This window comes from Streptosporangium amethystogenes subsp. fukuiense (assembly GCF_042665875.1).
In the GTDB taxonomy this organism is placed as follows: domain Bacteria; phylum Actinomycetota; class Actinomycetes; order Streptosporangiales; family Streptosporangiaceae; genus Streptosporangium; species Streptosporangium fukuiense.
On the sequence record NZ_JBHTEE010000001.1, the window covers coordinates 3,507,372 to 3,523,495 of the forward strand.

Annotated in this window: 4 protein-coding genes and 2 pseudogenes; all 6 read right to left on the reverse strand. The window is 71.1% G+C overall.

Features of this window, described 5'->3' with window-relative positions:
• Positions 1-3: 3 nt before the first annotated feature.
• The 6 genes and pseudogenes from ACFQVD_RS15135 to ACFQVD_RS15160 all read right to left on the reverse strand — a co-directional run bounded on the left by ACFQVD_RS15135 (position 4) and on the right by ACFQVD_RS15160 (position 16,084).
• Positions 4-12,072, reverse strand: coding sequence for an SDR family NAD(P)-dependent oxidoreductase (locus ACFQVD_RS15135; RefSeq protein WP_386368524.1), 12,069 nt, complete (start codon positions 12,070-12,072; stop codon positions 4-6).
• Entirely contained in the window at positions 12,014-12,283 is a 270-nt protein-coding gene (locus ACFQVD_RS15140) for a SpnB-like Rossmann fold domain-containing protein (RefSeq protein WP_386368527.1), read from the reverse strand. The genes ACFQVD_RS15135 and ACFQVD_RS15140 overlap by 59 nt, the downstream gene beginning before the upstream one ends.
• Positions 12,277-12,630 carry a hypothetical protein gene (locus tag ACFQVD_RS15145; RefSeq protein ID WP_386368868.1) on the reverse strand — a complete coding sequence of 118 codons (354 nt, stop codon included), beginning with the start codon at positions 12,628-12,630 and terminating at the stop codon, positions 12,277-12,279. The genes ACFQVD_RS15140 and ACFQVD_RS15145 overlap by 7 nt, the downstream gene beginning before the upstream one ends.
• Positions 12,631-12,649: 19 nt before the next feature.
• A pseudogene (locus tag ACFQVD_RS15150) lies at positions 12,650-12,943 on the reverse strand (polyketide synthase dehydratase domain-containing protein); the annotation flags it as partial.
• A 79-nt stretch (positions 12,944-13,022) separates the two neighbouring features.
• Positions 13,023-13,154: pseudogene (locus ACFQVD_RS15155) on the reverse strand (hypothetical protein); the annotation flags it as partial.
• On the reverse strand, positions 13,148-16,084 hold the full coding sequence (locus ACFQVD_RS15160; protein ID WP_386368529.1) for a type I polyketide synthase: 2,937 nt from the start codon (positions 16,082-16,084) through the stop codon (positions 13,148-13,150). The pseudogene ACFQVD_RS15155 and the gene ACFQVD_RS15160, both read right to left, overlap by 7 nt.
• Positions 16,085-16,124: the final 40 nt, after the last annotated feature.

Sequence of the window (16,124 nt, forward strand, 5' to 3'; positions counted from 1 at the left end):
GAATCACAGATCTTTCGAGCGGCCCAGTTCGTTGTCGATGAAGCTGAGAATTTCCTCGGTACTCGCCGATTCGAGCATGCCTGCGACAGCGATTTCACTAGTTTCCGTACCGCTCTCGCTCACCTTCACCAGCAGGTGCCGCAGCCGGGTCGCGATGCCGTTCCGGGCGAGACCGTCGAGCGCGTAGCCGGAAAGCGCGGTCTCGAACCGGTCGAGATCGGCCAGCAACGACAGCTCCACCACGGTGTTCGCTCCGGGCGCGATCTCCTCCAGAAGGCGCTCGGCGAGGCTGGCCGGGGTGGGGTGGTCGAAGATGACGGTCGCCGGCAGCCGCAGCCCGGTGACCGCGTTGAGCCGGTTACGCAGCTCGACGGCGGTAAGAGAGTCGAAGCCCAACTCGCGGAACTCACGGCCGGGCTGGACGGCCTCTCCCGAGGCATGACCCAGCACCACCGCAGCCTGAACCCGCACCAACTCCACCACCAGCCGCACCCGCTCGGCCTCGCCCAACCCCGCCAACCGCCGTACCAGCTCCGCGTCCCCACTCGCCGACGCGGAGACCGCCAGACGACGCCCCGCACGCACCAGACCACGCATCAGATGCGGCACCTCGGGGAACGTGCGCAGCACCGACAGCTCCAGCCGCGCGGCCACCACCGCCGCGTGATCCGACACGGCGGCCGACTCGAACAACGCGAGCCCCTGCCCGGCCGACAACGCCGGCATCCCCGCCCGCGCCATCCGCTGCAGATCTATCACCCCCAGCCCACCGGTCATCCCGCTCTCCTGCGCCCACAAACCCCAGGCCAGCGACAGCCCCGACAGCCCCATGGCCCGACGCGCCTGAACCAGCGCGTCCATGAACGCGTTCGCCGCCGCGTAGTTACCCTGCCCGGCGTTGCCCATCACCGCGGCAAGCGAGGAGAACATGACGAACCCGGCCAGGTCCAGGCCCTGGGTCAGCTCGTGCAGATGCCAGGCGGCATCGACCTTGGGCCGCAGCACGGTGTCCAGCCGCTCGGGCGTCAGCGACGGGATCGTGCCGTCGGCCAGCACACCGGCGGTGTGGATCACCGCGGTCAGCGGATGCTCGGCATCCACCCCGGCCAGCAGGGCCGCCACCGCATCCCGATCCGCCATGTCACACGCCGCGACCGTGACCTCGACCCCGTACGCGATCAGCTCGGCCCGCAACTCCACCGCACCCGGGGCGTCCAGCCCCCTCCGGCTGGTCAGCAGCAGACGCCGCACACCCCGCTCGGCCACCACATGCCGCGCGAACAGCGCGCCCAGACCACCGGTCCCACCGGTGATCAACACCGTGCCCTCCGGATCCCAGACCCGGCCCGCCACGTCGCCAACGTCAGATCCGGGTGCCACCCGCACCATCCGCGGAACCCGCATCTCACCCTCGCGTACCGCCGCCTGCGGCTCACCCGAGGCCGGCACCCCGAGCAGAGCCTGCCGCGAGGACTCCTGATCATCCACGTCGACCAGCACGAACCGGCCCGGGTTCTCCGACTGGGCACTGCGGACCAGGCCCCACACCCCAGCGGCTGGAAGGTCGGCCACCACCTCACCGTCATCGGTCGCGACCGCGCCCCGGGTGACGAACACCAAGCGCGAATCGGCGTACCGCTCATCCGCCAGCCACCGCTGCAGCAGATCCAGCACGTGGGCGGTCAGCGCGTGCGCCGCCCCCACCACCCCGGCCGCCGGGTCGGAGGCCACCTCCGTCACCACCACCGCCGGGACCGGACCCGCCTCGACCAGCGACGCCAGATCCGCGTGCACCGGCACCAGGTGCCCGCCAGGCTCCGTGGCCGGATCGCCGGCTGCCCGCAACGCGGGGGCAAGACCCAGGGAGTCCAAGCCGAGCACGGCCGCCGGTAGCTGGTCGGCCTGCGGCAGGCCGGTCACGGCAGGCCACTCCACCCGGAACAGCGCGTCCCGTCCGGCCCCACGAGGGGCGGAGCCGGCCAGGTGCTCGGCGGCCATCGGCCGCAGCACCACCGACCGAGCCGACAGCACCGGCTCCCCTGCCGCGTCCATCGCGCTCAGCGACAACGCATCGCCGCCCGCCCTGGCCAGCCGTACCCGCAGCACCGACGCCCCGCCCGCGTGCAGGCACACCCCAGCCCAGGACAGTGGCAACCGGCCGCCCGCGGCATCGTCCAGCCCGGCGAACGGCACCACGTGCAACGCCGCGTCCAGCAGTGCCGGGTGCAACCCGAACAGAGCCGCGTCACCGGCCCGCTCCGGCAGGCTCAGCTCGGCGAACACCTCGTCATCACGCCGCCAGGCCGCCCGCAACCCCTGGAAGACCGGACCGTAGGCGAAACCGTCCTCGGCCAGTTCCTCGTACAACCCCTCCAGCTCGATCGCGGTCGCCCCGGCCGGCGGCCACACCGCCGCGTCGAACGGCACGACCTCCCCGACACCGGCCGCGAGCGTACCGGTCGCGTACCGCACCCACGGCACCTCGTCGGCCGCGTCCGCCGAACGGCCGTACACACTCAAGGTTCGGCGACCGGTCTCCTCCGGCGCGCCCACCGCGATCTGAACCACGACCGCGTCGTCCTCGCCCAGCACCAGCGGAGCGTCCAGCGTCAACTCCTCCACCAGGTCACAGCCGACCTGGTCACCCGCCCGCACCGCCAGCTCCACGAACACCGACCCCGGCACCAGCACCGAACCCGCCACCACATGATCGGCCAGCCACGGCTGCGCACTCACCGACACGCGGCCGGTCAGCAGCACGCCGTCCGAGTCGGCCAATTCCACCGCCGCCCCCAGCAACGGATGCCCCGTCGCCGCCTGCCCCAGCATCCGAGCGTCCCCGCTCTGCCGTGCATTCGGCCAGAACCACTGATGCTGGAAGGCGTAGGTGGGCAGGTCGACCCGTCGACCGCCGGTCAGCACCTGCCGCCAGTCCACCTTCACCCCACGGACGAACAGCTCGGCCGCCGAGACCAGCACCCGCTCCAAACCACCCTCGTCACGACGCAACGTCCCCGCCACCACCGCGGCCACCCCCGCCGCGTCCACCGCCTGCTCGATCCCCAACGTCAACAACGGATGCGGACCCACCTCGACGAACACCCGATACCGCTCCGCCAGCAACCGCTCGACCGCCGACGCGAACCCCACCGTCCGCCGCACGTTCTCATACCAGTAACCGGCATCCAACTCCGTACCGTCCAACCACCGCCCGGTCGCCGTCGACAACATCGCCACCCGCGCCACCCGCGGCTCCATCCCCGCCAGATCCACCAGCAGATCCTCACGGAACCGCTCCACCTGCGGCGAATGCGCGGCGAAGTCCGCACCGGCCAACTGCCAGCGCATCACGCCTTCTGCCGACAGCCGCCGCTCCAGCACCCGCACAGCCTCCCCGTCACCGGCCACGGTGACCACCCGAGGACCGTTGACCGCCGCGATCGCCACCCGATCCAGCAGGCCCTCCTCGGCCAGCGCCGCACGCACCCACTCCACCGGCGCCATCACCGACAACATCACCCCGTGCCCGGACAACCGCTCGGCGATCAACCGGCTGCGCAACGCCACCACCCGCGCCCCGTCCTGCACCGACAACGCCCCGGCCACCACCGCCGCCGCGATCTCACCCTGCGAATGCCCCACCACCGCATCCGGACGAACCCCCAGCGACTCCCACACCGCCGCCAGCGACACCATCACCGCGAACGACACCGGCTGCACCACATCCACCCGCTCCAACGACGGAGCACCCTCGCTCTGCCGGACCACCTCCAGCAACGACCACTCCACGAACGGCTCCAACGCCGCCGCACACTCCGCCATCCGCCCCGCGAACACCGCCGACTCCTCCAGCAGAGCCGCCCCCATCCCCGCCCACTGCGCCCCCTGACCAGGGAACAGGAAAACCGTCCTGCCCTCGACATCCGCCACACCCTGGACCACACCGGGCACCGGCTCATCCGAGCCGACCACGGCCAGCCCCGCCAGCAGACCCGCACGATCCCCGCCGACCACCACCGCACGGTGGTCGAACACCGACCGCGACGACACCAGCGAGAAGCCCACATCCACCGGGTCGAGATCGCTGACTACATCGAGGTGCGCGCCCAGACGGCGTGCCTGCCCACGCAACGACTCCTCGGACTTGCCCGACACCACCCACGGCACCACCCCCGGCGCCTGGCCCTGGTCACGCGGCTCCGCCTCAGCAGGCTCCGGCCCCTGCTCCAGGATCACGTGCGCGTTGGTGCCGCTGATCCCGAACGACGACACTCCCGCCCGACGCGGACGGCCGGCCTCCGGCCACACCCTGGCCTCGGCCAGCACCTCCACCGCACCCATGGACCAGTCCACATGCGACGACGGCGCATCCACGTGCAACGTCCTGGGTAGCACCCCGTGCCGCATCGCCATGACCATCTTGATCACACCCGCCACACCCGCGGCGGCCTGGGTGTGGCCGATGTTCGACTTGATCGACCCCAGCAGCAACGGCCGATCCCGGTCCTGACCGTAGGTGGCCAGCAGCGCCTGCGCCTCGATCGGGTCACCCAACGTGGTACCGGTCCCGTGACCCTCCACCGCGTCCACCTCGACCGGGTTCAAGCCCGCGACGGCGAGCGCCTGGCGGATCACCCGCCGCTGAGACGGACCGTTCGGCGCCGTCAACCCGTTCGACGCACCGTCCTGGTTCACCGCCGAGCCGCGCACCACCGCCAACACCTCATGGCCGTTGCGGCGCGCGTCCGACAGCCGCTCCAGCACCAGCATGCCCACACCCTCGGACCAGCTCACCCCGTCCGCCGCGTCCGCATAGGACTTGCACCGGCCATCATCGGCCATCGCACCTTGTGCGCTGAAACCGATGAACGCTCCCGGGGTGGCCATCACGGTCACACCACCGGCCAGCGCCAGAGTGCACTCACCCGAACGCAGCGCCTGCGCCGCCATGTGCATCGCCACCAGCGACGACGAACACGCGGTGTCCACCGTCACCGCCGGGCCCTCCAAGCCCAGCGCGTACGAGACCCGGCCGGTCGCGACACTGCCCGACGTACCGGTGCTGATGAAGCCCATCGCCTCCAGCGGGAGATCGGCGCTCGTCGCGTAGTCGTGGTACATCAGTCCGGCGAACACCCCCGTGTGGCTGCCCCGCAAGGAGGTCGGGTCGATCCCGGCCCGCTCGAAGGCCTCCCAGGACGTCTCCAGCAGCAGTCTCTGTTGCGGGTCCATCGCGAGCGCCTCACGCGGCGAGATCCCAAAGAACCCCGGGTCGAACTCCCCGGCCTCGTGCAGGAACCCGCCCTCGCGCACATAGTTGATGCCCTGACTCTCCCGATCCGAGCTGTAGAAGGTCGCCAGATCCCAGCCTCGCGTCGTCGGGAACGGCGAGATCCCGTCCCCGCCCTCGGCCACCAACCGCCACAGATCCTCCGGCGATTCGACCCCACCCGGATAACGGCAGGCCATGCCCACGATCACGATGGGGTCATCGGCCACCGGCCGGACCTCGGTGGGAGCCACCACATCGGCGTTCTCGCCGAGCAGCTCGGCCAGCAGGAAGTCCGCCAGCACGGCCGGTGTCGGGTAGTCGAACACCAGTGTCGCCGGCAGCCGCAACCCGGTCGCCGCGGTCAGCCGGTTGCGCAGCTCAACCGCGGTGAGGGAGTCGAAGCCCAGCTCGCGGAACTCCCGCCGCACCTCCACCGTCTCCGGCGAGGCATGCCCCAGCACCATGGCCACCTCGATGCGCACCAGGTCCACCAGGACTTCGACACGCTCGGCCGCTGTGAGCGGAGCCAGCCGCCCCAGCAACGTCGCCACCACCGAACCCGACGCCGCCGACCGCCGCCCACCCCGCACCAGCCCGCGCAACAACGCCGGCACCTCGCCAAAACCACGCATCGACGGCAGATCCAGCCTGACCGGAACCAGCACCGCATGCTCAAGCGCGACCGCCGCCTCGAACAACGCCAAACCCTGCTCCACCGACAGCATCGGCATACCCGTACGGGTGATCCGCCGCATGTCGGCGTCACTCAGCGTGCCGGTCAATCCGGTCTCCTGGGTCCAGGCCCCCCACGCCAACGACAACGCGGGCAACCCCTCGGCCCGCCGCAACTGAGCCAGCGCGTCCAAGAACGTGTTCGCCGCCGCGTAGTTGCCCTGCCCCGCCGCACCCATCACCCCGGCCAGCGAGGAGAACACCACGAACGCCGCCAGATCCAGGCCCCGGGTCAGCTCGTGCAGATGCCAGGCCGCATCCACCTTCGGCCGCAACACCGCGTCCAGCCGCTCCGGCGTCAACGACGGAATCGTCCCATCGGCCAGCACACCCGCGGTGTGAACGACCGCGGTCAGCGGATGGTCGGCATCGATCCCGGCCAGCAGCGCCGCCACCTGATCCCGGTCGGCCACATCACACGCGACGATCTCGACCTCGACACCGTGCGCGATCAGCTCCGCCCGCAACTCCACCGCACCCGGGGCGTCCAACCCTCGGCGGCCGGCCAGCAGCAGATGCCGCATCCCGCGCCGGGCCACCAGATGCCGGGCAACCTCCGCGCCCAGGCCGCCGGTGCCACCGGTGATCAGCACCGTCCCGTCCGGATCCCACGGCCGCCCCGCCTCCTCGGCCGGTGCCACCCGGGCCAGACGAGGCACCCGCACCCCACCCTCACGGACCGCCGCCTGCGGCTCCCCACCGGCCAGCACCGCAGCCAGCGACGACGAGGACAACTCCGCGTCCACATCGACCAGCACGAACCGGCCCGGGTTCTCCCACTGCGCCGACCGCACCAGACCCCACACCGCCGCGGCCGCCAGATCAGCGACCACATCGCCTTCCCGCGCCTCGACCGCACCCCTGGTCACGAACACCAGACGCGAAGCCTCAAACCGCTCATCGGCCAACCACCCCTGCAACAGGCCGAGGGCATGAGCGACCAGCTCGTGAGTCGCCCCCACCACGCCGGTGCTCTCGGAGGAACCGATCGTGAACGTCACCACGTCCGGCACCGACTCCAGCGCGGCGAGATCCCCGCTCAGCTCGACCACACTCGCACCGCTCTCCACGTCCGGCACCTCCGCCAGCGCGGTCCACTCCAGCCCGAACAACGAATCCCGCTCCACACCACGACCACCGCCGACAAGTTGGTCGGGCGAGAACGGGCGCAACACCAGCGACCGCGCCGACACCACCGGCTCTCCGGCCGCATCCACCGCGACCAGCGACGCCGAATCCTCGCCCACCTTGGCCAGCCGGACCCGCAACACCGCCGCACCACCCGCGTGCAGGCTCACCTCCTGCCAGGAGAACGGCAACCGGCCGCCCTCGGCATCGTCCAGCCCCACAAAGGCCACACCATGCAGCGCCGCGTCCAGCAACGCCGGATGCACCCCGAACGAACCCGCACTCGACGTCACCTGCTCGGGCAGCGCGACCTCGGCGAACACCTCACCACCGGCACCGTGCCAGGCCGCCCGCAACCCCTGGAACACCGGACCGTAACCCAACCCCCGAACGGCCAGCTCCTCGTACAACCCGTCCAGCTCGATCGCGGTCGCCCCGACCGGTGGCCACACCGTCGCATCGAACGACGCGGCGGCCCGGCCACCCATGGCCAGCGTGCCGGTCGCGTGCCGCACCCACGGCACCTCCTCCCCGGCCTGCGCCGGCCGGGAATAGACCCCCAAAGCACGCCGACCGGTCTCCTCCGGCGCCCCCACCGCGATCTGAACCACAACCGCGTCATCCGCACCCAGCACCAGCGGAGCCGCCAGCGTCAACTCCTCCACCAGATCACAACCGGCCTGATCCCCCGCCTGAATCGCCAGCTCCAGGAACCCGGTCCCCGGGAAGAACACCATCCCGGCCACCATGTGATCGGCCAGCCACGAATGGGTCCGCAGCGAGATACGCCCGGTCAGCACCACCCCATCGGAATCGGCCAGCCCGACCGTCGCACCCAGCAGCGGATGCCTCGTCGCGGCCAGGCCCAGAACACGGGCATCACCGCTCTGCCTGGGGTTCGGCCAGAACGACCGGTGCTGGAAAGCGTAGGTCGGCAGATCGACCCGGCGCCCACCCGGCAGCACCGCACGCCACTCCACCGGCACCCCACGCACATACAGCTCGGCCAGCGCCGTCATGGACACGATCCGCTCGTCGCGGTCCTTACGCAACATCGGCACGAACACCGCATCCGACCCGGGCACCTCCGCGCCGGCGGCCAAGGTATCGGCGGCCATGGCACTCAGCACCCCGTCAGGGCCCAGCTCCAAATACGCCCGCACGCCCCGCGCGTGCAGGGCGCGGACCCCGTCGGCGAAGCGGACCGCGCCACGGACCTGGTCCACCCAGTAGTCCGGCGAGCACACCTGCTCGGCCGAGGCCACCTCCCCGGTCAGGGTGGACACGATCGGGATCCTCGGCGGGCCGTAGGTGAGCCTGCTCGCCAGGGCACGGAAGCTCTCCAGCATCGGCTCCATCAACGGCGAATGGAACGCGTGCGACACCCGCAACCGCTTCGCCCGAACCCCCCGCTCCTCCAGAGCGGCGGCCACTTCCAGCACCGCCTCCTCCACCCCGGAGACCACCACCGAGGCCGGACCGTTGACGGCGGCGATCGACACCTCCTTCTCACGCCCGGCCAGCAGCTCGACGACCTCCTCCTCGGAGGTCCGCACCGACACCATCGCCCCACCTTGCGGCAGCGCCTGCATCAACCGCGCCCGACCCGCCACCAACGCGCACGCGTCACTCAGCGACAGCACCCCCGCCACATGGGCGGCGGTGATCTCCCCGATCGAGTGGCCGGCCAGCACGTTCGGCCGCACCCCCCACGAGGACACCAACCGGAACAGCGCCGTCTCCACCGCGAACAGCGCGGGCTGCGCCCACCCCGTCTGATCCAGCGCCTCCGCCTCCGCCTTGGCCGACCCCGGCTCGGCGAACAACACCTCACGCAACGAACGACCCCGGTAACGCCCCGCCCGCTCAGCCGCCTCGCTGTCCGTCCCCTCGATCGGCTCCCGGTCAAACCTCTCCAGCAGCGGGTCCAGCTCCGCGATCACCTCGTCCAACGCCGTCGCGAACACCGGGAAACGGCCGTACAACTCCCGGCCCATCCCGGCCCGCTGGCTACCCTGACCGGTGAACAACACCGCGAGCTGCTGCGTCGCGGCCACCCCGCACACCACACCGGCCCCCGGTAGGTCCTCGGCCAGCGCACCCAGCCCGGCCAGCACCCCATCACGGCCATCGGCCAGCACCACCGCCCGATGCTCGAACACCGACCGCATCGTGGCCAGCGAGAACGCAACATCGACCAGCGCGGCACCGCTTTCCTCCAGGTGCGAGACCAACCGCCCGGCCTGCGCCCGCAACGCCTCCGCCGTACGGGCCGACACCAGCACCGGCACCACCCCCGCGGCCGGCGCCTCGTCCGGCGCCGCCGTTCCCGCCTCGATCGGCGGAGCCTCCGGCCCCTGCTCCAGGATCACGTGCGCGTTGGTGCCACTGATCCCGAACGACGACACCCCCGCCCGACGCGGACGATCCGTCTGAGGCCAGGGCGTGGTCTCGGTCAGCAGCTCCACCGCACCCGACGCCCAGTCCACGTGCGACGACGGCTCGTCCACGTGCAGCGTCCTGGGCAGGACCCCGTGCCGGAGAGCCATGACCATCTTGATCACACCCGCCACACCGGCCGCCGCCTGCGTGTGACCGAGGTTCGACTTGATCGACCCCAGCAGCAGCGGACGGTCCTCCGGCCGGTCCTGGCCGTACGTCGCCAGCAGCGCCTGCGCCTCGATCGGGTCACCCAGCCGGGTGCCGGTGCCGTGCGCCTCCACCGCGTCAACCTCGACCGGCGACAAACCGGCGACGGCCAGCGCCTGGCGGATCACCCGCTGCTGCGAGGGACCGTTCGGCGCGGTCAGGCCGTTCGACGCACCGTCCTGGTTGATCGCCGAGCCGCGCACCACCGCCAGCACCTCATGGCCGTTGCGGCGCGCGTCCGACAGCCGCTCCAGCACCAGCATGCCCACGCCCTCGGAATAGCTCGTGCCGTCCGCCGCGTCAGCGAAGGACTTGCACCGGCCATCGCCGGCCAGCCCACCCTGCGCACTGAAACCAATGAACACCCCCGGCGTGGCCATCACCGTCACCCCACCCGCCAACGCCAGATCACACTCACCCGAACGCAGCGCCTGCGCCGCCATATGCGTCGCCACCAGCGACGACGAACACGCCGTGTCCACCGTCACCGCCGGCCCCTCCAACCCCAGCGTGTAAGAGATCCGGCCGGTCGCGACGCTGCCCGCCGTACCGGTGCCGATGAAGCCCATCGCCTCCGGCGGGAGGTCGACGCTCATCCCGTAGTCGCCATACATCACACCGGCGAACACACCCGTATGGCTGCCTCGCAGGGAAGTCGGGTCGATTCCGGCCCGCTCGAAGGCCTCCCAGGACGTCTCCAGCAGCAGTCTCTGCTGCGGGTCCATCGCCAGCGCCTCACGCGGCGAGATCCCGAAGAACCCCGGGTCGAACTGTGTGGCGCTCTCCAGGAAACCGCCCTCGAGCACATAGCTGGTGCCCGGGCTCTCCCTATCCGGGTTGTACAGCGCCCCGAGATCCCAGCCTCGCGTGGTCGGGAACTCACCGATCCCGTCCCCGCCTTCGGCCACCAACCGCCACAGATCCCCCGGCGATTCGACCCCGCCCGGATAACGGCAGGCCATGCCCACGATCACGATCGGATCGTCCGCCACCGGCACCACGGACGCGGGGATGATCACGTCGGCCTGCTCGCCGAGCAGCTCGGCCAGCAGGAAGTCCGCCAGCACGGCCGGTGTCGGGTAGTCGAACACCAGCGTGGACGGCAACCGCAACCCGGTCACCACATTCAGCCGGTTGCGCAGCTCAACGGCGGTAAGGGAGTCGAAGCCCAGCTCGCGGAACTCCCGGCGCACCTCCACCGCGTCGGGTGAAGCATGTCCCAAGACCACGGCCGCCTCGATGCGCACCAGATCGACCAGGACTTCGACACGCTCGGCCGCTGTGAGCGGAGCCAGCCGCCCCAGCAACGTCGCCACCACCGAACCCGACGCCGCCGACCGCCGCCCACCCCGCACCAGCCCGCGCAACAACGCCGGCACCTCGCCAAAACCACGCATCGACGGCAGATCCAGCCTGACCGGAACCAGCACCGCATGCTCAAGCGCGACCGCCGCCTCGAACAACGCCAAACCCTGCTCCACCGACAGCATCGGCATACCCGTACGGGTGATCCGCCGCATGTCGGCGTCACTCAGCGTGCCGGTCAATCCGGTCTCCTGGGTCCAGGCCCCCCACGCCAACGACAACGCGGGCAACCCCTCGGCCCGCCGCAACTGAGCCAGCGCGTCCAAGAACGTGTTCGCCGCCGCGTAGTTGCCCTGCCCCGCCGCACCCATCACCCCGGCCAGCGAGGAGAACACCACGAACGCCGCCAGATCCAGGCCCCGGGTCAGCTCGTGCAGATGCCAGGCCGCATCCACCTTCGGCCGCAACACCGCGTCCAGCCGCTCCGGCGTCAACGACGGAATCGTCCCATCGGCCAGCACACCCGCGGTGTGAACGACCGCGGTCAGCGGATGGTCGGCATCGATCCCGGCCAGCAGCGCCGCCACCTGATCCCGGTCGGCCACATCACACGCGACGATCTCGACCTCGACACCGTGCGCGATCAGCTCCGCCCGCAACTCCACCGCACCCGGGGCGTCCAACCCTCGGCGGCCGGCCAGCAGCAGATGCCGCACCCCACGCTCGGCCACCACATGCCGAGCCAGATGCCCACCCAGACCACCCGTCCCACCAGTGATCAACACCGTCCCCTCAGGCTCCCACGCCCCTCCGGCCTCCTCCCCGGGCGCCACCCGCGCCAGACGCGGAACCCGCACCCCACCCTCACGCACCGCCGCCTGCGGCTCACCAGAGGCCAGGACCCCGGCCAGCACGGGCGAGGAAAGCTCACCGTCGACATCGACCAGCACGAACCGGCCCGGGTTCTCCCACTGCGCCGACCGCACCAGACCCCCACACCGCCGCGGCCGCCAGATCGGCGACCACATCGCCTTCCCGCGCCTCGACCGCACCCCGGGTGACGAACACCAGCCGCGAAGCCTCGAACCGCTCATCGGCCAACCACCCCTGCAACAACCCCAGGACACGCGCGACCACCGCGTGCGTCGACTCCACCACACCGCTGTCCTCGAACGAACCGACGGCGAACGTCACCACCTCCGGCACCGCATCCAGCGAGCGCGACGCTCTCCGCTCAGCTCGACCACCCCCACACCGGACTCCGCACCCGCCACCTCCGGCAGCGAGATCCAGTCCACCCCGAAAAGAGAGTCCCGCTCCACACCACGGCCACCACCGGCGCCAACCAGCTGCTCAGGCGAGAACGGACGCAACACCAGCGACCGCGCCGACACCACCGGCTCCCCGGCGGCGTCCACCGCCACCAGCGACACCGCATCGGCAGCGGCCGGCACCAGCCGGACCCGCAACATCGCCGCCCCGGCGGCGTGCAGGCTCACCTCTCCCCAGGAGAACGGCAACCGCGTACCCGCCGCAGCGTCCAACCGGCAGAAGGCCCACCGCGTGCAACGCCGCGTCCAGCAACGCCGGATGCACCCCGAACGAGCCCGCACCCGACGCCGCCTGCTCGGGCAGCGCGACCTCGGCGAACACCTCCCGCCGGCACCGTGCCATACCGCCCGCAGCCCCTGGAACACCGGACCGTAGACCCAGACCCCCGATCGGCCAGCTCGTCATAAAACCCGTCCAGCTCGATCGCGGTCGCACCCGCCGGAGGCCACACCGACGCGTCGAACGGCACGGCGACCCCGCCACCCGTGGCGAGCGTGCCGGTGGCATGCCGCACCCACGGCACATCCTCACCGGCCGACGCCGACCGGGAATAGACGTTCACAACACGCCGACCACTCTCCTCCGGCGCACCCACCGCGATCTGCACCACAACCGCGTCATCCGCACCCAGCACCAACGGCGCGGCCAGCGTCAACTCCTCCACCACGTCACAACCGACCTGATCACCCGCCCGGATCGCCAGCTCAAGGAACCCGGTACCCGGAAAGATCACCATCCCGGCCACCGCGTGATCGGCCAGCCACGGGATGCGACGAGAGCGACAGGCGACCCGGTCAGCAGCACCCCGTCGGAATCGGCCAGCCCGACTGCCGCGCCCAGCAGCGGGATGTCCCGGCTGCGGCCAGACCCCGCCGCCGCCACGTTCCCCGTACCGGACCCGCTGCTCCAGGGCCAGAACCACTGGTGCTCGAAGGCGTAGGTGGGCAGGTCGACCCGGCGCCCGCCCGGCAGCACCGTCCGCCAGTCGACCGGTACCCCGTGCACGTGCAGCTCGGCCAGCGCCGTCATCACCGCCATCCGCTCGTCCCGATCCCCGCGCAGCATCGGCACCAGCACCACGCCTGTGTCGTACTCATCCACGTCACGGTCGGCGTCCAGAGTGCCGGCGGCCATGGCGGTGAGAACTCCGTCGGGGCCGAGTTCCAGATAGGTTCGCACGCCCCGCGCGTGCAGGGCGCGGACCCCGTCGGCGAAGCGGACCGTGCCACGGACCTGGTCCACCCAATAGTCCGGCGAGCACACCTGCTCGGCCGAGGCCACCTCCCCGGTCAGGGTGGACACGATCGGGATCCTCGGCGGGCCGTAGGTGAGCCTGCTCGCCAGGGCACGGAAGCTCTCCAGCATCGGCTCCATCAACGGCGAATGGAACGCGTGCGACACCCGCAACCGCTTCGCCCGAACCCCCCGCTCCTCCAGAGCGGCGGCCACTTCCAGCACCGCCTCCTCCACCCCGGAGACCACCACCGAGGACGGACCGTTCACCGCCGCGATCGACACCTGGTCCTCGCGCCCCGCCAGCAGCTCGGCGACCTCATCCTCCGACGCCCGCACCGACACCATCGCCCCACCGGCAGGCAGCGCCTGCATCAGCCTGGCCCGCGCCGCCACCAGCACACACGCGTCCTTCAGCGACAGCACCCCCGCCACATGCGCCGCGGTGATCTCTCCGATCGAGTGGCCGGCCAGCACGTTCGGCCGCACCCCCCACGAGGACACCAACCGGAACAGGGCGGTCTCCACCGCGAACAGCGCGGGCTGCGCCCACCCCGTCTGATCCAGCGCCTCCGCCTCCGCCTTGGCCGACCCCGGCTCGGCGAACAACACCTCACGCAACGACCCGCCAAGCAGCGGGTCCAGCTCCGCGACCACCTCGTCCAACGCCGCCGCGAACACCGGGAAACGGTCGTACAACTCCCGGCCCATCCCCACCCGCTGGCTGCCCTGACCGGTGAACAACACCGCGAGCTGCTGCGTCGCTGCCACCCCGCGCACCACACCGGCCCCCGGTAGGTCCTCGGCCAGCGCCCCCAGCCCGGCCAGCACCCCATCACGGTCGGCGGCCAGCATCACCGCCCGATGCTCGAACGCCGACCGCATCGTGGCCAGCGAGAACGCCACATCGACCAGCGCGGCACCGCTTTCCTCCAGGTGCGAGACCAACCGCCCGGCCTGCGCCCGCAACGCCTCCGCCGTACGGGCCGACACCAGCACCGGCACCACACCCGCGGCCGGCGCCTCGTCCGGCGCCGCCGTTCCCGCCTCGATCGGCGGAGCCTCCGGCCCCTGCTCCAGGATCACGTGCGCGTTGGTGCCACTGATTCCGAACGACGACACCCCCGCCCGACGCGGACGACCGTTCCTCGGCCACTCCGTCGCCTCGGTCAGCAACTCCACCGCACCCGACGCCCAGTCCACGTGCGACGACGGCTCATCCACATGCAACGTCCGAGGCAGCACCCCATGCCGCATCGCCATGACCATCTTGATCACACCCGCCACACCGGCCGCCGCCTGGGTGTGACCGAGGTTCGACTTGATCGACCCCAGCAGCAACGGGCGGCCCTCGTCCCGGTCCTGGCCGTACGTCGCCAGCAGCGCCTGCGCCTCGATCGGGTCACCCAGGACCGTCCCCGTACCGTGCGCCTCCACCGCGTCCACCTCGGACACCGAGAGCCCCGCGCCGGCCAAAGCCTGGCGGATCACCCGCTGCTGCGACGGACCGTTCGGCGCCGTCAACCCGTTCGACGCACCGTCCTGGTTCACCGCGGACCCGCGCAGAACCGCCAGGACCTGGTGACCGTTGCGCTGAGCGTCCGACAACCGCTCCAGCACCAGCATGCCCACACCCTCGGACCAGCTGGTGCCGTCCGCCTCGTCGGAGAACGCCTTGCACCGCCCGTCGGGCGCCATTCCGCCCTGCGCGCTGAAACCGACGAACACCATCGGCGACGTCATCACCGTGATACCACCGGCCAGGGCCAGCGAGCACTCCCCCTGCCGCAGCGCCTGCGCCGCGAGATGCAACGTCACCAGCGAGGACGAGCAGGCGGTGTCCACCGTCACCGCCGGACCCTCCAGCCCCAGCGTGTAGGACAGGCGACCCGACAGCACACTGGCCGCCAGACCCGTGACGCCATGGCCCTGCGTGTCCATCTGATTACTCATGATCAGATTCATGTAGTCCTGGCCGTTGGTGCCCACGAACACCCCGGTGTGGCTGCCCTTCAGCGAGACCGGGTCGATCCCCGCCCGCTCGACCGCCTCCCAGGACGTCTCCAGCAGCAGCCGCTGCTGCGGGTCCATCGCCAGCGCCTCACGCGGCGAGATCCCGAAGAACCCCGCATCAAACCCCGCCGCATCCGCAAGGAACCCGCCCTGGGTCTCCCCGTCGAATCCCAGCCCTGACCACATCCCCTGATCCCAGCCTCGATCGGTGGGGAACGAGGAGATCGCGTCCCCACCATCGGCCAGCAACCGCCACAGATCCTCTGGAGAGCCGACCCCACCTGGAAAGCGGCACGACATCGACACGATGGCGATCGGCTCGCGCTTGCCCGACTCCACCTCTTCGAGCCGCCGCCGAGTCTCGTGCAGGTCGGTGGCGACCGACTTGAGGTACTCGACGAGCTTCAGGTCTTCCGACATGGGAGAAGCCCTCCAGGGTGTTCGCGCACGAGCCGGGAGA

Coding starts and splice junctions, on each gene's coding strand:
- ACFQVD_RS15160 (WP_386368529.1), bottom strand. CDS start 16,084: ATGTCGGAAGACCTGAAGCTCGTCGAGTACCTCAAGTCGGTCGCCACC.